This window comes from Aliiroseovarius sp. (assembly GCF_965228805.1).
In the GTDB taxonomy this organism is placed as follows: Bacteria; Pseudomonadota; Alphaproteobacteria; order Rhodobacterales; family Rhodobacteraceae; genus JASBTN01.
This window is the reverse complement of sequence record NZ_CBDDIE010000003.1, coordinates 3,093,238-3,111,728: the sequence shown is the minus strand read 5'-3', so window position 1 is coordinate 3,111,728 and position 18,491 is coordinate 3,093,238. Positions and strand designations below refer to the sequence as shown.

20 protein-coding genes, 1 tRNA gene and 1 pseudogene are annotated in these 18,491 nt (G+C 64.3%); 15 read left to right on the top strand and 7 right to left on the bottom strand.

The features are described from left to right. The first annotated feature begins 13 nt into the window (after positions 1-13). The 7 genes and pseudogenes from ACO07D_RS16380 (at position 14) to ACO07D_RS16350 (ending at position 7,299) form a co-directional block, all read left to right on the top strand. Positions 14-87, top strand: a tRNA-Gly gene (locus ACO07D_RS16380). 248 nt (positions 88-335) lie between these two features. Further along, a pseudogene (locus ACO07D_RS16375) lies at positions 336-1,466 on the top strand (acyltransferase family protein); the annotation flags it as partial. Then, positions 1,406-2,191 (top strand): SGNH hydrolase domain-containing protein, encoded by a 786-nt coding sequence (locus tag ACO07D_RS16370; RefSeq protein ID WP_421704003.1) that lies wholly within the window; start codon positions 1,406-1,408, stop codon positions 2,189-2,191. The pseudogene ACO07D_RS16375 and the gene ACO07D_RS16370, both read left to right, overlap by 61 nt. Positions 2,192-2,265: 74 nt before the next feature. Continuing rightward, complete coding sequence (locus tag ACO07D_RS16365; RefSeq protein WP_421704002.1) at positions 2,266-2,751, top strand: acyl-CoA thioesterase; 486 nt, start codon at positions 2,266-2,268, stop codon at positions 2,749-2,751. Between the two features lie 153 nt (positions 2,752-2,904). Beyond that, positions 2,905-3,465, top strand: coding sequence for a YSC84-related protein (locus ACO07D_RS16360; protein ID WP_421704001.1), 561 nt, complete (start codon positions 2,905-2,907; stop codon positions 3,463-3,465). A gap of 185 nt (positions 3,466-3,650) precedes the next feature. Next, positions 3,651-4,106 (top strand): MarR family winged helix-turn-helix transcriptional regulator, encoded by a 456-nt coding sequence (locus tag ACO07D_RS16355; RefSeq protein WP_421704000.1) that lies wholly within the window; start codon positions 3,651-3,653, stop codon positions 4,104-4,106. A gap of 1 nt (position 4,107) precedes the next feature. After that, on the top strand, positions 4,108-7,299 hold the full coding sequence (locus ACO07D_RS16350) for a 2Fe-2S iron-sulfur cluster-binding protein (RefSeq protein ID WP_421703999.1): 3,192 nt from the start codon (positions 4,108-4,110) through the stop codon (positions 7,297-7,299). Between the two features lie 19 nt (positions 7,300-7,318). On the opposite strand, the gene ACO07D_RS16345 is transcribed toward ACO07D_RS16350, so the two are convergent. Continuing rightward, positions 7,319-7,597, bottom strand: a complete 279-nt coding sequence (locus ACO07D_RS16345) for a DUF3572 domain-containing protein (protein WP_421703998.1) — start codon at positions 7,595-7,597, stop codon at positions 7,319-7,321. Positions 7,598-7,694: 97 nt separating this feature from the next. Here ACO07D_RS16345 and ACO07D_RS16340 point away from each other — a divergent pair, with 97 nt between their 5' ends. Further along, the gene (locus tag ACO07D_RS16340) at positions 7,695-9,074 is read left to right on the top strand and encodes a diguanylate cyclase (RefSeq protein ID WP_421703997.1); all 1,380 of its coding nucleotides are present in this window, start codon (positions 7,695-7,697) and stop codon (positions 9,072-9,074) included. Between the two features lie 69 nt (positions 9,075-9,143). On the opposite strand, the gene ACO07D_RS16335 is transcribed toward ACO07D_RS16340, so the two are convergent. From ACO07D_RS16335 to ACO07D_RS16320, 4 genes are all read right to left on the bottom strand, one after another. Further along, positions 9,144-9,713, bottom strand: a complete 570-nt coding sequence (locus ACO07D_RS16335) for a periplasmic heavy metal sensor (RefSeq protein WP_421703996.1) — start codon at positions 9,711-9,713, stop codon at positions 9,144-9,146. A 1-nt stretch (position 9,714) separates the two neighbouring features. Next, entirely contained in the window at positions 9,715-10,113 is a 399-nt protein-coding gene (locus ACO07D_RS16330) for a dihydroorotate dehydrogenase (RefSeq protein WP_421703995.1), read from the bottom strand. Then, positions 10,100-10,687, bottom strand: coding sequence for an RNA polymerase sigma factor (locus ACO07D_RS16325; RefSeq protein ID WP_421703994.1), 588 nt, complete (start codon positions 10,685-10,687; stop codon positions 10,100-10,102). The genes ACO07D_RS16330 and ACO07D_RS16325 overlap by 14 nt, the downstream gene beginning before the upstream one ends. 123 nt (positions 10,688-10,810) lie before the next feature. After that, positions 10,811-11,455: an EF-hand domain-containing protein gene (locus tag ACO07D_RS16320; protein ID WP_421703993.1), complete on the bottom strand. Its 645-nt coding sequence runs from the start codon at positions 11,453-11,455 to the stop codon at positions 10,811-10,813. Between the two features lie 245 nt (positions 11,456-11,700). Here ACO07D_RS16320 and ACO07D_RS16315 point away from each other — a divergent pair, with 245 nt between their 5' ends. Together ACO07D_RS16315 and ACO07D_RS16310 are read left to right on the top strand one after the other, a co-directional pair. Beyond that, complete coding sequence (locus ACO07D_RS16315) at positions 11,701-12,171, top strand: DUF983 domain-containing protein (protein WP_421703992.1); 471 nt, start codon at positions 11,701-11,703, stop codon at positions 12,169-12,171. Between the two features lie 35 nt (positions 12,172-12,206). Then, positions 12,207-12,911 carry an NUDIX hydrolase gene (locus ACO07D_RS16310; RefSeq protein ID WP_421703991.1) on the top strand — a complete coding sequence of 235 codons (705 nt, stop codon included), beginning with the start codon at positions 12,207-12,209 and terminating at the stop codon, positions 12,909-12,911. Positions 12,912-12,935: 24 nt separating this feature from the next. On the opposite strand, the gene ACO07D_RS16305 is transcribed toward ACO07D_RS16310, so the two are convergent. After that, the gene (locus ACO07D_RS16305) at positions 12,936-13,517 is read right to left on the bottom strand and encodes a transglycosylase SLT domain-containing protein (RefSeq protein ID WP_421703990.1); all 582 of its coding nucleotides are present in this window, start codon (positions 13,515-13,517) and stop codon (positions 12,936-12,938) included. 147 nt (positions 13,518-13,664) lie between these two features. Between ACO07D_RS16305 and ACO07D_RS16300 the strand changes: the two genes are divergently transcribed. From ACO07D_RS16300 to ACO07D_RS16285, 4 genes are all read left to right on the top strand, one after another. Then, entirely contained in the window at positions 13,665-14,192 is a 528-nt protein-coding gene (locus tag ACO07D_RS16300; RefSeq protein ID WP_421703989.1) for a hypothetical protein, read from the top strand. 373 nt (positions 14,193-14,565) lie between these two features. Continuing rightward, positions 14,566-15,015: an aspartate 1-decarboxylase gene (panD, locus tag ACO07D_RS16295; protein WP_421703988.1), complete on the top strand. Its 450-nt coding sequence runs from the start codon at positions 14,566-14,568 to the stop codon at positions 15,013-15,015. A 72-nt stretch (positions 15,016-15,087) separates the two neighbouring features. Further along, a complete protein-coding gene (gatB, locus tag ACO07D_RS16290; RefSeq protein ID WP_421703987.1) occupies positions 15,088-16,602 on the top strand; it encodes an Asp-tRNA(Asn)/Glu-tRNA(Gln) amidotransferase subunit GatB in 1,515 nt (504 codons plus the stop codon). Between the two features lie 284 nt (positions 16,603-16,886). Further along, positions 16,887-17,300: a DUF4177 domain-containing protein gene (locus ACO07D_RS16285; RefSeq protein ID WP_421703986.1), complete on the top strand. Its 414-nt coding sequence runs from the start codon at positions 16,887-16,889 to the stop codon at positions 17,298-17,300. A 12-nt stretch (positions 17,301-17,312) separates the two neighbouring features. On the opposite strand, the gene ACO07D_RS16280 is transcribed toward ACO07D_RS16285, so the two are convergent. Continuing rightward, complete coding sequence (locus ACO07D_RS16280) at positions 17,313-17,570, bottom strand: BolA family protein (protein ID WP_421703985.1); 258 nt, start codon at positions 17,568-17,570, stop codon at positions 17,313-17,315. An 83-nt stretch (positions 17,571-17,653) separates the two neighbouring features. On the opposite strand from ACO07D_RS16280, the gene ACO07D_RS16275 reads away from it, so the two are divergent. Next, the gene (locus tag ACO07D_RS16275) at positions 17,654-18,283 is read left to right on the top strand and encodes a DnaJ domain-containing protein (protein ID WP_421703984.1); all 630 of its coding nucleotides are present in this window, start codon (positions 17,654-17,656) and stop codon (positions 18,281-18,283) included. Positions 18,284-18,491: the final 208 nt, after the last annotated feature.

Here is an 18,491-nt window from a genome sequence, read left to right as displayed (position 1 = left end):
CTAAAGCCTCAACGCGGGTGTAGCTCAATGGTAGAGCAGGAGCTTCCCAAGCTTAAGACGAGGGTTCGATTCCCTTCACCCGCTCCAATCTCCAGCCACTCACCCAACCCACCGCCGAAACCGGTGTCGCGCATGTGGCCGCCGAACTGCCGAAAGTGCCGCATTCACCGTTGATCCGCTCTGCATAATGTCCGACTAACGCGACAGGTCGTGCCCCCAGACGGGCCGAAGGGAGCCGAAATGCGATATAGAAGCGAAATTGACGGGCTCAGGGCGGTGGCCGTTCTGCCGGTCATCCTGTTTCACGCGGGCGTCACCCTGTTTTCGGGGGGTATGCCGGGGTGGACGTCTTCTTTGTCATCAGCGGGTTCCTGATCACAACGATCATCCTGGACGAGATCGAGGTCGGCACCTATTCGATCGCGCAATTTTACGAGCGTCGCGCGCGCCGCATTCTGCCCGCGCTGTTCGTGGTGCTGACCAGTACGCTGCCCTTTGCCTTCCTGTGGCTGTCTCCCGCGCAGTTTCTGGACTATGCCCGCAGCCTGGCCGCAACAGGGTTGTTCCTGTCGAATTTCCATTTCCTCGGTTCGGCCGACTATTTCGCCCCGGCGACAGATCAGCTGCCGCTGTTGCACACTTGGAGCCTGGCGGTCGAGGAGCAGTTCTACGTCGTCTTCCCGCTGGTCCTGGCGGGGCTGACCTGGCTGGGCCGCATGCCGCGCCTTGCCGGGCTGATCGCAATCGGTGCCGGTTCGATGGCCATTGCCCAATGGGGCTTGCGCAACGAGCCGGACGCGAATTTCTATTTCACCTTCTCGCGGTTCTGGGAGCTTGTCGTCGGCGCATTATGTGCAGTGGTTTTGACCAAGGGCGCGGCGCGGGCAAATCAACTGCTGTCCCTGATCGGGCTGGGGCTGATCCTCTTTGCCATGTTCGGCTTTGATGGCAATACGCCTTTTCCCAGCTTTTACACGCTGGTGCCGGTCGGGGGCACCGCAATGGTCATCCTGTTTGGCGCAGGTGACACCCTGGTCGGGCGCCTGTTGTCGCTGCGGCCTGTGGTCTGGGTCGGGCTGATCAGCTATTCCGCCTATCTGTGGCACCAGCCGCTTCTGGCCTTTGCCAGGGTCAAGACCCCTGGCAGCCCGCCTTCCTGGCTATTACTGGGGCTGGCGCTGGCCTCGCTGGGATTGGCGGCCCTGACCTGGCGGTTTGTCGAACAGCCGTTCCGCCGCCGTGACGGTGGGCTCAGGCTGACCCGCGCACGCATCTTCGTTGCCAGCGGGGTGGGCAGCGCATTGTTTATTGCAATCGGCCTGGCGGGTGAGCTGACTGATGGCCTGCCCGGACGGTTCGCCCCGTCAAGGGCTGCGACAGGTTTCTGGACGATGGCAAGGCGCAGGTGCTGTTCATTGGCGACAGCCACAGCAACTCGATCTCCTTCCAGGCCCAAAGCGCTCTGAAAGAGGTTGGCATATCCTCTTACGCCTACGCGCACAGCGGCTGCATCGCCTTTCGGGGCCTCACCTTTACTGATCCTCGACGGAACTCGGATTGCGACGGCTATATCCGTGAGATGCTGGCCCATGCCAAGGCAGAAGGCATTACCACGCTGGTCATTACCTCGCGCTTCACGCTCTATGTCGAAGGCACCGGGTTCGACAATGGCGAGGGGGCCCCGGACCATGGCGAAGGGAGCGGCGTTGACCGGATCGAGCTGATCCGAGAGCGCGCGCCCGACCCAGCCGCCGCACCGGCCTATGGGGAAACCCGGCGTGAACGGGTGTTGGCCACTTTCGCCAGTGAACTGGAGGACCTGACACGCGAGTTCAACGTGGTTCTGGTCTATCCAATCCCGGAAGCGGGCTGGGACGTGCCGCTTTTCGTGGCCCAGAACGGCAGACACCTTGACGCACCGCGCGAGTTCGGCACGCTTCACAGCCGGTTCCTGGACCGCAACCGGGCCGTCGAGGAGCTGTTTGACGGGCTCGACCTGCAACGGCTGTTCCGGGTGCGCCCGGCGGATCTGTTCTGCAACACGATCCTGCCGGACCGCTGCGCCTTCACCAGGGATGGGGTACCGCTCTACTACGACGACAATCATCTGGCGAATGGCACCGGGGCAAAGATGCTGGCCCCGTTGATCGTGGAACAGGTCGAAAAGGCCCTGTCGGCACCGGCGCTCTGACCTTGCGTCGCCGCCGCGGGTCGCCCCTTGCCCACGAGCGTTTGCGCTGGCATCCCTAGGCAAAGGAGACGCCGATGATCACATTTCCCGACCTGCCTTTCCTGACCCCGCTCAGCCCCGGTCAGCTTGCCGCTGCCGGTGTGCCCGAGGGCTGGCATTTCGGCATGGCCGATGTGGTGCGGTTCCATGAGCTCGACGCGCTGAACCATGTGAACAACGTGGCCTATTTCCGTTGGTTCGAAAGCCTGCGCATCCCCTATTTCGCGGCCTATCACCTGTCGACCTATTCGCCCGGGGATCCGACCCTTGTCGTCATGACCAACTCGGCCCGCTATCACGCGCCGATGTTCCTGGGGGAACGCTATGTCACGGTTGCGCGCACCACCGGCTTCCGCAACAGCTCCTTCGTCAAGGAATATGCGGTCTATGCCGAAGGCACCCTGCGCGCGACCGGCGAATGTATCGTGGTCTGCCTTGAGGAGGATGCGACCACCAAACGGCCCCTGCCCGAGGCCGCTGTCAAGGCCTTCATGACCCGCGATGGGGCCTGTCGCGGGTAGAGGCGAAAACCCGCCGCGCGTCCGCAAGATATGGTGACAAACCACACGCCCTGCCCTATTCTTGGCGCGAATACGGGCGAAAGACCCGTGCGGTGAAACGCCTCCGGCGGTCGCAGGACCAGAATGGCTTGGGGGCAAGGCAAGGATGGGCAGATGAGCACATATTCCAGACGTGGTTTCCTGATCGGTGCGGGCGGTGCGGCCCTGATGACTTCGGCCTGCGCCAATGGCGTTGGTTCGAATGGCGGGCAAGCAATCGACGCGCGGGTCGATGCGACGCTGAACTACCTCTACAACCGCTACCCGGGCACACAGGACCTGGCCGCCAAGTCGGTCGGCATGCTGGTCATGCCGCTGGTGACCGAGGCCGGGTTCGGCATCGGCGGCGCCTATGGGCGCGGCGCGCTGCGTGTGAATGATGTGACGGTGGATTACTATCTCCAGGCCGAAGCCAGCTTTGGTCTGCAGATTGGCGCCCAGCAATATGCCCATGTGCTGTTCTTCATGACAAACGAGGCGCTGCAAGGCTTCCGCACCTCGCCCGGCTGGTCGGCCGGCGGCGACATCAAATATGCAATCCAGAACGAAGGCGACCGGATTTCGGCGGACACGATCACCTCGCTCACACCGGTCGTGGCGGTGGTCTTCGGCCAGGCGGGCCTGATTGCCGGGGCAACGATTGAAGGCACGAAGTACACCCGGATCATTCCGTAAGCTTCAGAGAATATACGATGAAAAGGGCGTCCATTGGGCGCCTTTTTTTTGTTGTTCGTTCGGTAAGCGGCGGGGCGCGAAGTGCCCCAACTTCGCCTGCGTTCGACACGCCCGTGGGCTTCACTGCAAGTTTGCCAAACCCAGGTAGTTGACAACGCCAATCATTTTGATTGACAATGTCAACCATGAATACCCGTGCGCCCTACCGCCTCCACGACGCTATCGGCTACCAGCTGACCGTCACCGCCCGCCTTCAGGAACGCCGGTTCGAGGCCGCGTTGAAGACACTCGACCTGACCCGCATCACCTGGTGCGTATTGCTGGCCACCGGCGACGAGGGGCTTTGCCAGCCGTCCGATATCGCGGATTTCATCGGCATCGACCGCACCGCCACCTCCCGCGCGCTGAAACAGATGGAGGCGGCCGGCCTGATCACCCGCGACAATGGCACCGGCGACAAGCGCACCACCCGCGTGGGCCTGACCGATCTTGGCCGCGAGAAGCTCGACCAGGCCACCCCCATGGCCGTGGCCAACCGCACCCGCTCCGAAGACAGCCTGACCCCCGACGAACTGACCGAGCTGCGCCGCCTGCTCGCCAAACTACGTCAGGGCGACGACACCCCGCTGAAGAGGCTCTGAGATGAAACTGCGCAGCTACCGCAACCGCCCGCCCCACCTGGGTCCCTATCCGCTGGAAAGCCTCGCCCGCGCCGAGGCCGTAACCGGGCTCGACGCTCTTGCCCCGATGCCCGGCCTGAACTTCCGCCGCCCGGACGATCCCCTGTCCATCGTGAACGCGATGCAGGAATACCAGGCAATGCTGGACGCCACCCGCGAAGGGCTGGTGAAACGGGAACGCGGGGTGATCCCATCCGACCCAACCGAGCGGTCCAACCACCTGAAATCCTTCGGCTATTACTGTGACGCAGCGATGGTGGGGATTTGCGAGATCCCCGCCTCCGCCTGGTTGGACGCACCGCTGAAGAACCCCGACGTGGACCGGCTGGCCAAGAAGATCGAGACCATGCAGGTCAAGACCTATGCCGCCGGGGTGGACGTGATCATGGCCGGTCTTCGCGAAAGCCTGAAGGCCCCACCCGCCGACTGCCGCCACCATACCCATGCGGTGGTCTTCCTCTATGACATGCCGCGTGACCCGGAGGCCGACGAAGAGGGCACCGACTGGATCCGGGACGCCCAGGCGCATCGCGCCTGTCTGCGAGGGATGGAGACCTCGGTCACGCTCGCCAATTACATCCGCTCGCTGGGCTGGGAGGCGCGTGCGCATAGCGAGGCAGACTCGGACATCCACCTGGGTCAGTTGGCGGTGGCGGCGGGGCTTGCGACAGTAGAGGGCAGCACCGCAGTGAACCCGTTCCACGGGGGCCGCTTCGGCCTGTCGGTCATCACCACGACGCTGGAGCTGTCACCGGACAAGCCCCTGGCCGCAAACGCAAAACCGCCCACCACCTGGCGCAGCGGCCTGGGCACGCACGCCCGCACCACGCGCAATGTGGATCCCTACCAGACCCGCCGTTTCATGGACGGCGCCCACCCGTTCGAGCGGCTGAACCGCGTGGACGACCCGACCACCTATATCGACCGCGCCAATGTCGCGCGGGTGCCGAAACGCGCCAACATGTTTGCCCGCTCGCTGTTCGGAGACCTCGGCCCGATCGCGCAGGAAGGATCCAAGAACGGTAATTACGTGCGCAAATCGGCCGCCGCCTTCGCCTTCCGCCCATCCCTGGGCGCCTTCATCCTGTTGCAGGATGGCGATACACGTGAGGTGCATGCCTCCACTATGGACCCCGCCCGCAATGCGGCCAATATCAAGGGCGCGCTCTACTTCCTCGGCTGCGACGCTGTGGGCCTGTCCGAATGTCCCGACTGGGCCTACTATAGCCATGACGCCATCGGCGAACCCATTGATCCTTATCACAAAAACGCAATCTCGATCATCATCGACCAGGGGCATGAGACGATGGACGGCGCCAGTGGAGACGACTGGATCGCCTGCGCCCAATCAATGCGCGCCTATCTGCGGTTTTCCCTGCTGGGCGGTGTTCTGGCGGAACATCTGCGTCGCCTGGGTCACGGCGCGCGGGTGCATTCGGTGATGGACGACGAGGTGCTGCAACCGCCGCTTCTGCTGCTTGCCGGGCTGGGTGAAGTTTCGCGCATTGGCGAGGTGATCCTGAACCCCTACCTCGGCCCACGGCTGAAATCCGGCGTGGTCACCACGAACATGCCGATGACCCATGACAAGCCGATCGACTTCGGCCTGCAGGCGTTCTGCGAGGCCTGCAACAAATGCGCGCGCGAATGCCCCTCCGGCGCGATCACAGCTGGGCCGAAGCTGATGTTCAACGGCTACGAGATCTGGAAATCCGACAGCCAGAAATGCACCACCTACCGCGTCAGCCAGAAGAACGGCGCGATGTGCGGGCGTTGCATGAAGACCTGCCCCTGGAACCTGGAAGGTATTTTTGCCGAGGCGCCGTTCCGCTGGGCGGCGATGAAGGCGCCCACCCTGGCCCGACCGCTGGCAAAGCTCGACGACTGGCTCGGCAATGGCGAGGTGAACCCGGTCAAGACCTGGTGGTGGGACCTGGAGATGGTGAATGAGGGACCCTATGCCCCCTCGGAACACCCGGTGAACCGGCGCGAGTTGTCCACAGGGCTTAACCTTCTTTACGAAGATCAAACCCTCGCGGTCTACCCCGCCCAGCTGGCGCCGCCGCCCTACAACTGGCCCTTCCCGGCGGATCGCGAGGCCGGCATCCAGGCTTACAAGGACATGATCACGGCCGAGGAACATAAGCTGCGCCGAGCCGCGGGGGTGCCCCCCGAACATGTCTATACCGCCGATCAGGCGGAGGCGCCGGTGTTGAAAATGACCGTCTCGAAGGTCGAGGCGATGACGCCCGATGTGACCAAATACGAGTTCAGCGCGCCGGATGGTGCCCCCCTGCCTCCGGCCACGGCAGGCGCCCATATCGACGTCGTCGTCGCGCCAGAGTTCTTCCGGCAATATTCGCTGTCCGGCAACCCGGCGGACCCGTCTAAATACCAGATCGCGGTCCTGCGCGAGGACGAAGGCCGGGGCGGATCCAAACTGATGCATCGCATCTTCGAGGAAGGGCGGCGGGTCTTCGTCTCCCACCCGATCAACCATTTCCCGCTGGTTGAAGACGCCGCCTTCACCATGCTCATGGGCGGCGGTATCGGGGTCACACCGATGATCGCCATGGCGCACCGCCTACACGCGCTGGGACAAGACTTTGCACTGCATTACTCCTGTTCCGCACGCGCCTCGGCCGGGTTCCTGGAGGACCTCGCCGCCATGCCTTGGGCGGACAAGGTGCATTACCATTTCTCGGACGAAGGGTCTCGCGCGGATCTGGCCAAGATATTGCAATACAAGGAAGGTTTCCACGTCTACACCTGCGGTCCGGACCGTTACATGCAAGGCGTGATCGAGGCGGCAGAGGCCGGGGGTTATCCGGAGGAGGCGCGCCATCTGGAATACTTCAGCCCGCCGGAACAGCCGGAGTACGAGAACCACGACTTTATCTTGAAGCTCGTCAAATCTGGGCGTGAAATCCAGGTTGCGGCGGACCAGGCGGCAAGTGATGCGTTGCGCGACGCGGGGATCCACGTGGACGTCAAATGCTCTGACGGGATCTGCGGCGTGTGCAAATGCGGGGTCGTGTCCGGCGACGTCGAACACCGCGACTTCGTGCTGTCAAAGGCACAGCGCGCGGGCGAGATGATCCTGTGCCAGAGCCGCGCAGCGGCGCCCGATGGGGTGGTCGAGATCGACCTCTGAGCCCCAATCGCCCGGCGGATCAGGTCCAGTTCATCTGCGCCCCGCCGGGCAAAGCCATGCGTGCCTGCATCAAGGTTTCGTAAGGAAGCCCGGCCGAGTCGCAGAACGACATGACCCAGGCATCGTCCATCATCAGGAACTCCAGCACCGATGAGAGGAAATCCGCCTCCCCGGCCCGGGCGCGCAATTCACTTTCACTTACGCCCGTAGAGCCCAGAAAGACCGGGCATAATTCCTCATTGCCCACCAGCCAGGCCAGAGCCTGAAGTGCAATCGTCTCGGCGGTTTCCTGCTTCATTTTTTGACCTCGTTAACCCTTGGAAAGGTTTTCTTAACTAATCTGAGCAAAGAATTACCAGAACGAACCGCAAACGAAACCGATTGGCAGGACATTCATGGCAGGCCGCATCCTCATCGCTGATGACGTGACCACCAGCCGCATCGTGCTCAAGGGCACGATGAAGGCGGCGCGTCACACGATCCTGCAGGCCGACAGCGCCGCCCAGGTCATGCGCATGGCGCGCAACGAACGTCCCGACCTGATCATTCTGGGTGAAAGCTTGGCAGATGGCGGCGCGGTTCAGGTGTTGGGGCGGCTCAAGGCCGACCCGCTTCTGGCGCGCATTCCAGTGGTGGTCGTGGCATCGGTGCCCAACCGAAGCACCCGTTTGGCCGCACTGCGTGCGGGCGCTGAGGAGGTGGTGACCAAACCCTATGACGATGCCTCTCTGCAGGCTCTTGCACGCAACCTGATGCGCGCACGCGCCACGCAGGACGAGTTGGATCGCCGCCGCGACACCGCACGCGAGCTGGGCTTTGCCGAGATCGGCAACGGCTTTGCCCGCCAGACACGGCTGGCCCTGGTCGCACCCGACATGAAGACCGCGATCCATTGGCGCGCCGGGCTCGGCCGTGTGGTCAATGATCGTGTGGCGCTGATGACCCGGGAAGAGGCGATGGGGCAGATGCCCACCGGCAAGGCGCCCGACGCCTTCGTCATCGCCGCCTCGATCGAGTCGCTGGGCGATGGGTTGGCGCTGGTCAGCGAGCTGCGCTCGCGCATGGCCACGCGCCATGCGGTGATCATCGTGAAAGTGGCCGATGAGGATCCCGCCCACCTGACCTCCATGGCTCTGGACCTGGGGGCCAATGCGGTGCAATCGGGCTCCTTCGATGCCGAGGAGCTGGCAACCCGTCTGCGTCCGCTGATTTCCCGCAAGTTGGAGACGGACGCCCTGCGCGCCGATTTCGACAGCCACCTGAGCCTGGCGGTAACCGACCCGCTGACCGGGGTCTACAATCGCCGCTATGCGCAAAGCTACCTGGATCGCATCGCACGTGAAGCCCGCGACACCGGGCAGAGCTTCGCCCTGATGGCGCTGGATCTGGATCGGTTCAAATCGGTGAATGACACCTATGGCCACCTGGTCGGCGACGAGGTGCTGGTCGAGGTGGCCCGCCGGTTGCGCGAGAACGTGCGCGAAATCGACCTGCTGGCGCGCATCGGCGGCGAGGAATTCATCATCGCCCTGCCCGCCACCACCACGGCCCAAGCGGCCCATGCCGCCGAACGCCTGCGTCAGGTGATCGGCGAGACGCCGGTAAAGTCCCCTTCGCGCGGGATCGAGATCCCGGTGACCATGTCCATCGGCGTGGCCATTGGCGATCGTCTGGTGGGGGATGTGAACGCTCTGCTGGAGCGGGCCGACCGGGCGCTTTATGCCTCGAAGGCCGAGGGGCGAAATCAGGTCACCATGGTGCAGACCGCCGCTTGAGCCGCGCGGATCCCGAAACGGAAACAGGGCCGGTGCGGGCCCTGTTATTCCGCGTCCATACAGCCTGTGTCAGTGGCGGTCGCGATCCGAGCGGCGATCCTTCCAGTCCGAGCGGACGCGCTCCATCGAGTGACGCAACCCCTGTTCCAGCTTGTCGGCAAACCGCGCACGTTCGGCGGGTGTCATCTTGTCGATCTGCCCTACCAGGATCTCGCGGCCGATCTCGGCGCGTTCGCGGATCCGACTGCCCTGTGCTTCGAGCAGAACAGTGAGGGCAGCGGCGTCGAAGGGCTCGGCGCGCAAGGTGGCCAGAATGCCCTCCATCTCCTCGACCAGCGCCTGGCGATTGTCCAGGAAGGGGCCGGTGCGGTCACGCAGGGCCATGGCCATCTCGCGCCGATCCTCACGCGGGAAGGCGCCGATGAAGGGGCCAAAGCCCATGTCGCGCGCAATCGAACGGTCCGGCGGGCCGAAGCGACGGTCATCATGGCCATCGCGCACATGGGCGCCAACCACCAGGCCCAAAACCAGCAGGTTCAGCGTCAGCGAGATGGTCAGGATCACCTTGACCAAGCGACGGGTGCGCCGGGGCGGCTGCGCACCGGTTTCAGGGGTGCGCTGTTCGGGGGTATCGCTCATCTCAGCCCTCCTCGGTCAGCAGCCCATCGAAGCTGCCATAGCTGGGAACCAGGTCATCCACCTCATAGGCGGTCGCGGTGCTGCCGGGCAAGAGCGTGCCGCCAGACAGATTGCTCAACGTATCGGGTTGCGCAAAGCCGAGCCAGATCCCGGCCACGGTCGCGGTGGCCATGGTCGCCACCGACGGCCAACCGCCGACTGCGGCAAGCAGTCCGACCAGGAAGCCCCGGCGCGCGGGCGTCGCCGGTCGCGCGAGGGGCGCGGGCGCCGGCATGTTCGCCTGGGCATCCGCCAGGATGCGCGCCATCAGGTCCTGCGAGGGCACCGGCGCATCGGCGCGGCCTGCCTCGAAGAAGCTTTCGAGCATCTTGTCGTCGTCATCACGGTCAGTGTTCGTCATAACCCAACTCCTCGCGCTTGCCGACCAGGATGGCCTTCAGCGCTCTCTTGCCCCGGGCGGTCAAGCTTTCGACCGCCTCGACGCTGATGTCCAGAACTTCGGCAATCTCGGGGTTCGACGCCCCGTCGAGATGCCGAAGGGTGACCGCGATGCGTTGCCGTTCAGGCAGCTGGTTCAATGCGGCCTGAAGGGCGGCGGCCCGGTCGGCCTCGATCATCCCCGCGACCGCGCCGGGCGCGTCATCCGCCGGTTCCTCGATCGCATCGATATCGACCCCGCGCTTCTTGCGCAGCCGGTCCGTGCAGAGGTTCTTCACGACCCGGTAGAGCCATGTGGTCACCTTCGCCTCGCCCTGGCGCCATTCCGGCGCCACTTTCCAAAGCCTCAGCATGGCCTCCTGGGCCACGTCCTCGGCCTCGGCACGGTCGCCCCCCAGCATGCGGGCCGAAAAGCCCACGACCCGGGGGGTCAGACGCATGGTCAGCATTGCCGCCGCCTGCCGGTCGCCATTGCCATAGGCGACCAGAAGGGCCTCGTCCGTCACATCGGAATTTGCGTCGAATGCCATGTCCATTCCGTCTTGCGTACCCGCTCAACTTTACACACGCAACGGGAGTTCCGCGCCGGGGCCGGGACCTCGAATGTCACGAAGAGGTCCCGGTTGATCTTGGGGACGCCCGGCGCGGGCCCCGCCTGCTCAGTTGTGCTTGCCGTTACCCCAGAAGCCGCCCTGGCCCCCGTGACCGCCGCGCCCACCACGGCCCTTGCCGCGCATCCACATTTCCTTCTGTGCCTCGTCGAATTCGGCGGCGCTGATCGCGTTGTCGTCATCGGTGTCGAAGCGATCGATCATGCGGTCGAGCTTGGCCTGGTCCGGCACAACCTCGTCATAGGACAGGGTGCCCGAGCTGTCGGCATCGCGGCGTTCCAGCATTTCCTCGATCATCCAGCCCATGCGCTTTTCCATGGTCTCGGCATCCGGCGCGCCCCGGCGGGCAGTGCGCCCGGCCTCTTCGGCGGCTTTCATGCGCTCGTCCATGCGCGCCTTGGTCTGGGCTTTCATTTCGTCCACGTCCAGTTGGCCGTCCTTGTTGGCATCGGCCTCGTCGAACCGCGCCTTGGCATTGGCTTGCAGGTCCTCGACGGTGATCAGGCCGGAGGCGTCGGCGTCCAGATCGGCAAATTCCATCTGCATGAACTTGCCACCGCCGAAGCCGCCGCGGTCCATGCCGCCGCGCGGGCCACCGAGGGCCGAGGCACTCAGGGTGGTCGCGCCCACGGCGCTGGCGGCAATCAGGGCGATCAACGCGGTTTTGCCAGTGGATTTCATCATGCGTTTCATAGGGTCTCTCCTTTTGGTCCCGTATCTTTGTTTCTGCCCCCTCGGGCGGCCGGTTCGTTCCGGCCCGGTTATCATCCGTTGTGATCATGAAACGCGGCGGCGGCGGCTTTCCGTCGGCCTTTTTCGCTTTTTTTGGAAATGCCTGCGTCAGCAGGACGCTGGGTCGCAGCGCACCATGGTTTCCAATTGCTCGCCGCTTAGGGTATTGGAGAGGCAGCGCGACTCGAGAAACAGGATCCAGGACCATGACGGACAGACCGCCCGAGACAGGGACCGAGACAGGGACCGAGACAGGGGCCGAGATAGAGATCGACACCGTCGATACCGGAGCCGAACGCCCGTTGAAGCCTGCTCTTCTTAAGGGTTGGCAGCGGCGCTGCCCCTCCTGCGGGACCGGGCCGATGCTGAAGGGCTACCTGAAGGTGCGCGATACCTGCACGGTCTGCGGCGAGGAGCTGTATCACCAGCGCGCCGATGACGGGCCGGCCTATCTGACCATCATCGTGGTGGGCCACCTTCTGGCCCCGCTGATCCACATTGCTTATGTGCAGTTCCGGCCCGAGCCGATGACCCTGGCGACCGTGTTCACCGTGGGCACGGTGGCGCTGTCGCTTTACCTGCTGCCGCGGTTCAAGGGGGCCATGGTCGGTTTCCAATGGGCAAAGCGGATGCACGGGTTCGGCACGCGCCCCGGCGCGGAGCAACCGGCGGAGTAACGCAGCGGGCGCGTGTGAGGCGCCCGGATGGGAAGATGGGAGGTCCCTTGGACAAGTCGAAGATCATTCGCAACGCGGCCACGGTCATTCTGATTCGCGATGTCGAGACACGGCCGCGCGTGCTGATGGGCCAGCGCGGCGCCAAGGCCGCCTTCATGCCGAACAAGTTCGTCTTTCCGGGCGGCGCGGTGGACATAGCCGATGCCGATGTGCCGCTGGCCAGCGCCGGGGCCGAACCCTGCCTGACCCGGTTGGGCGAAGATGCCGATCCCGCCCTGGCGCCTGCCTGCCTGGCCGCTGCGATCCGCGAATTGTGGGAAGAGACCGGGCAAATTCTCGGCGAGCCGGGGAAATGGCCCAGTGAGGTCCCCGAGGACTGGAAAGGCTTTGCCGAGGCCGGTTACGTTCCTTCGCCCGACGGGCTGTCCTTCGTCTTTCGCGCCATCACGCCCCCGGGCCGCCCGCGCCGCTTCGACGCGCGGTTCTTCCTGGCCGACGCGGCGCGGCTCAAAACGGACCCGGACGATTTCTCTGGCGCCGAGGAAGAGCTGAGCCACTTGCAGTGGATCCCGCTGGACGACGTGCGCCGCTTCGACCTGCCCTTCATCACCGAGGTCGTGTTGTCCGAGATCCTCGGCAACCTGCCCGACCTCGGCGCGCCCTCTCAGGTGCCCTTCTTCAACAACACCGATGAAGAAAGCCTGTTCGAGCGGTTGGGCGGCAAGAGCCCGCTGGCGTAACAACGAGAAAGCGCAGCCGAAACCCTACCCCGCGCAATAACTCTGCGCCCGGGTCCAGGCGCGCATGTCCTCGCGTTTGCTGGTCGAATGGAATGGGCCCCAGTCGGCCGCCACCCCGCGCATGCCGCGGCTGACCACCCCGTCGCGCGGCACGGTGTGGGCCATGATCCGCACGGCACAGGACAGGTTGGCGGGTCCGTTCTTCAACGCCTCGCCCGAGCCCGCCCCGCAGCCGTAGCCCCGCGCGGTGGCGGGCGCGATCTGCACCAACCCGAACCACCGCCCGCCCCCGCCGACGGCACGCGGGTTCCAGGTGCTTTCGTGTTTGGCGAGCGCCGAGATCAGCCCGGCCCAGAAGGCGCTGCGCCCCTCCAGGTCCTGCTTCTCATACCCCGGGCACCATTCGGCGATATCGGCGGGCACCAGCGCGGGCAGCGCGGCGCCGTGGCTGGCCAGCGCGGCCATGGTCGCCTCGGTCCAGGCCTCGGAGCCTGCAACATGGTCCCAGCGCATGGTCGCCTCGACCGGCTGGCGGTTCGCACCAAACAGCCCACCGGTGCAGGCGGTCAAAACACAGGCGGCGGCCAAGGCGGCAAAAGGCTTCATCACATATACTCCCAACACAGGTTTCGCGCGCCAGTCTGCGCCGTAGGGCCGCCACTGTCCATTCCGATCCGTTCTTCCCTTGACCGCGCGCCTGATCCCGCCCATGGTCGCGGAAGTTCAACCACGGGTTCATTACCGAGCAATCAAATGCCTGCACTCATTGCCCTTGTCGGCCTGATCTCCGCCGCTGCCTTCTTCCTCCTGCGTGCCCGCAACGCGGCTGAAGCTGCCTCCGACCTCGTTGACATGGCCCAGGACGCCCGCGCCGCCGCCCGCCGCTTCGGCTTTCGCAGACGCACCAATGTGCACCCGGTGGAAAGCATCGAGGACCCGGCGCTGGCCGTCGCGACGCTGGCGGTGGCCTTCCTGGAACTGGATGCCCTGCCCGCACGCGAACAGCAGATGGCGATGGGACGCGGATTGCAACGCGAGTTGAACCTGTCGCTGACCGATGCCGAGGAACTGGTGGTGCTGGGCCGCTGGATGATGTCCGAATGCGGCGGCGCCGAGCCCGCCATCACCCGCGTCGCGCGCAAGCTCTACAAACTCGACGCAGGACGGTCCTTCCCGCCGCTGATGGGCGTGGTGAAGGAGATCACCGCCGAGGGCCAGGGGCTGTCCGACAAACAGAGCCGTGCGTTGGAAGACATCAAGAAGGCATTTCGTCTGAGCTGATTCCCCTGACAAAGAAGGGCTCCCGCCCGCCGGGGCCGCCTTACGGCGCCCACGACCGTTGGGCATGGCTCATGCTGTGCATGAGCCTGACGCCTCCGGCGGGGATATTTTGGGAAAGATGAAAGAGGCATAAACGCCCCACGCAGGCGGCGACGCATGTCGCGCCGAAGTCGCGATGTGGAGCCTTTGCGCCCGCAAAGGTGGAACGAGCGCCCCGCCGTCGCGCGGTCCCGAGCCGAAGGCGAGGACACCCTGCCCTCCGGCGTGGGATTTGCGAGGCGCTCAGAGGCAGGCGTTCGCCGCAGCGCAGCGCAAAAGTTGACCCAGCGTCACCCATCCGCCATAACCTCCCGAACGCGAAGGGGGATCCACCATGAAGAAATTCGTCACGGCCAAGCTGCATGGCATCCATGTCACCGAGGCCGATCTGGAGTATCACGGCTCGATCACCCTGGATCCGGATCATTGCGAGGCGGCTGGCATCCTGCCGATGGAATTCGTCGATATCTGGAACAAGCAGTCCGGCGCGCGGATCTCGACCTATGTGATCTACGGCACCCGCGGCAAGCGCCAGTGCATCCTGAACGGTGCCGCCGCGCGCACCTGCCAGGTGGGCGACCAGCTGATCATCTGCACCAACGAGCTGCGCCCCGCCGAGGATGTGACCGAGATCGCGCCCAAGGTCCTGACCTTTACCCGCAACAATGAGGTGGACGAGGTTCTGACCTACTCCGCCGACCGCGATGCGCAAGGGCGGCTGACCTTTTCGATCCTCAAGGATGAGACGCCGCAACAGATCCCTTACCGCGCAAAGGCGGTTTGAGCGGCTCCAGGTCTTGCCCCTCTCCGGCCCCTGCCCTAGAAGGCAAGGAACACGCCATTACGGGAAGACACCATGCTGGATCACCTCGCTTACGAAGCCCCCGCGCCCAAGGTCATTGTCGGCGCCAAGGAAGACTGGGAACTGGTCATCGGGATGGAGGTCCACGCGCAGGTGGCCTCGAAGGCGAAGCTGTTTTCGGGCGCCTCGACGCAGTTTGGCGCCGAACCCAACTCAAACGTCGCCTTCGTCGACGCGGCCATGCCCGGCATGCTGCCCGTGATCAACGAGTTTTGCGTCGAACAGGCGGTGCGCACCGGCCTGGGTCTGAAGGCCGAGATCAACCTGATGAGCGCCTTTGACCGCAAGAACTACTTCTACCCGGACCTGCCGCAGGGCTACCAGATTTCCCAGCTCTACCATCCGATCGTCGGTGAAGGCGAAATCATCGTCGACATGGGTCCGGGCGTGGCACGCAAGGTCCGTGTGGAACGCATCCACCTGGAACAGGACGCGGGCAAGTCGATCCACGACATGGATCCGAACATGTCGTTCGTCGACCTGAACCGCACCGGCGTCGCGCTGATGGAGATCGTCTCGCGCCCCGACATCCGTGGCCCGGAAGAGGCCGCGGCCTACGTGACCAAGCTGCGCCAGATCCTGCGCTATCTGGGCACCTGTGATGGCAACATGCAGGAAGGCTCGATGCGCGCGGATGTGAACGTCTCCGTCTGCCGCCCCGGCCAGTATGAGAAATACATGGAAACGCAGGATTTCTCGCATCTCGGCACCCGCTGCGAGATCAAGAACATGAACTCCATGCGTTTCATCCAAATGGCCATCGACGTCGAGGCCCGCCGCCAGATCGCCATCCTGGAAGACGGCGGCGAGATCGTGCAGGAAACCCGCCTGTACGATGCCGACAAGAACGAGACACGCTCGATGCGCTCGAAGGAAGAAGCACACGACTACCGCTACTTCCCCTGCCCGGACCTGCTGCCGTTGGAGATCGAACAGGGCTGGGTCGATGACATCGCTGCCTCGCTGCCGGAACTGCCGGACGAGAAAATGGCGCGTTTCGTGGGCGACTTCGGCCTGTCGGAATATGACGCGGGCGTGCTGACCGCCGAGGCGGAGAACGCCGCCTATTTCGAGGAGGTCGCCAAGGGGCGCGATGGCAAGCTGGCCGCCAACTGGGTGATCAACGAGCTGTTCGGTCGCCTGAAAAAGGACGACAAGGGCATCACCGACAGCCCGGTCAGCCCCGCGCAGCTGGGCGGCATCATCGAGCTGATCAGCGCCGACACCATTTCCGGCAAGATCGCCAAGGAGTTGTTCGAGATCGTCTATACCGAAGGCGGCGACCCCGCGCAGATCGTGGAAGAGCGCGGCATGAAGCAGGTGACGGACACCGGCGCCATCGAGGCCGCCGTCGATCAGATCATCGCCGACAACCCGGCCCAGGTCGAAAAGGCCCAGCAGAACCCGAAACTGGCAGGCTGGTTCGTCGGCCAGGTGATGAAGGCGACCGGCGGCAAGGCAAACCCGAAGGCGGTGAACCAGCTGGTGGCGCAGAAACTGGGGCTCTGAGCGGACAGCCAGCACCGGAACTTTCGAAAATTCCGGACCGTTTTATTCGAAGAAAACGGTGAGCCGCGAAAGACGTAACAGGACGCAGGCCGGGATCGCCCCCGGCCTGTATTCGTTTCTCCGCCCTAGATATCGCGGCACATCAGGTGCTCCGCGCAACCCATTGTGTTCACGGGTGAACTTACAACAACACGCGAGGAATTGCCCATCCTTGCCCCCTCCTTTTGGACAGTTGCGCCGCGAATCGTGTAAGGTCCCCTCCACTGCGTCAGAAGGACAGGATCATGAGCTACGAGTACAAGGTTGTGCCGGCACCGGTGAAAGGTGTGAAGGCGAAGGGTGTGAAAGGGGCCGAGGCCCAGTTTGCCCATGCGCTGTCGGAGCTGATGAACAGCCTCGCCGCAGATGGCTGGGAATACCAGCGCGCCGATACCCTGCCCAGCGAGGTCCGCTCGGGTCTGACCGGCAAGACCACGGTGTTTCGCAACATGCTGGTGTTTCGCCGCGCGGTGGTGACCGAAACCGCCACGGTGCCGGTCGAAGAGCCCGCGCCCCTCGCCGTCGAAAAGATTGCCGAGACGCACGCCCCCGCCCTGCCCTCGGCCCATGCGGCGCAGGAACTGCCCGAGGCGGTTACGCCGCTGGATGCCACGCCAGATACCCCAGAGAGCGAAAAGCGTGAGGTTGCGGCAGAGTAAGCCGTCCGAAATCTACTCGGAAATCTCCAGGGAAAGCGCGTGGATGGCCGCGGTCAGCTCGGCGCCCATGGCCTTGTGCACCATGCGGTGACGGGCCACGCGGGACTGGCCAGCGAAGGCCTCAGCCGCAATCACGACGCGAAAATGACTCTCGCCGGAGCCATCGTCGCCCGCATGCCCCTGGTGGCGGCTGCTTTCATTGATCACCTCCAGCACGCGGGGCTGAAATGCGGCTTCAAGTGCCGTGCGAATTTCCTCCGACCTGCTCATTTTTGCGTGCCCCCTCTTCTATCCGGCGTGAAATGGTCTAAACTCTCGGACCCGAGTCGAAAAGACCAGTTACAGGTGCGCGAATGAACAAAGACGATCCGTTTGGCTTTGATATGTCCGTGAAGACGGCCAAGAAGAAGAACCCGCGTGGCAAGCGCGGGATGTCGGGGGCGTTCGAGACCTCGACCCGGCTCTGCGAGCACCCGGGTTGCACCGAGCCCGGTCAATATCGCGCGCCGCGCAGCCCCGACCACCTGGACGAGTTCCTTTGGTTCTGCAAGGACCACGTGCGCGAATACAATCTGAAATGGAACTTCTTCAACGGTGCCACCGAGGAAGAGATCAACGAACAGGCGGACAAGGATCGCGTCTGGGAGCGCGAGACCAAGCCCTTCGGCAAACAGACCGACGAACAGCGCGCCTGGGCGCGGCTGGGGGTCGACGATCCGCACCAGGTGCTGGGCGAGAACGCGACCCAGAACCCGGGCAAGTCGATCACCGGCACCCGCAAGCTGCCGCCGAAGGAACGCCGCGCGGTGGAGATCCTGGAGGCCAAGGACCATTGGACCAAGGCGGAAATCCGCAAGGCCTACAAGAAGCTGATCAAGGTCTTGCACCCGGACATGAACGGCGGCGACCGCAGCCAGGAAGAGCAGCTGCAGGAGGTCGTCTGGGCCTGGGACCAGATCAAGGAAAGCCGCAGCTTCAAGTAAGCGCGGAGAGGATGATGAAGCGGGGCCCGAACGGCCCCGTTTTTTGTGACAGTGGGGCTCCCGCCCGCGCCCGGCGCCTTCGGCTTGTGCCCGGTTGGGCGTGGCTCATGCTGCGCATGAGCCTGAAGGGGTTTCACCCCTCGCGCTCACGCGCTCACCCCAGGATACTTGAGGAAAGATGAAAGAGGCATGGCGTTTCCACGAAGGC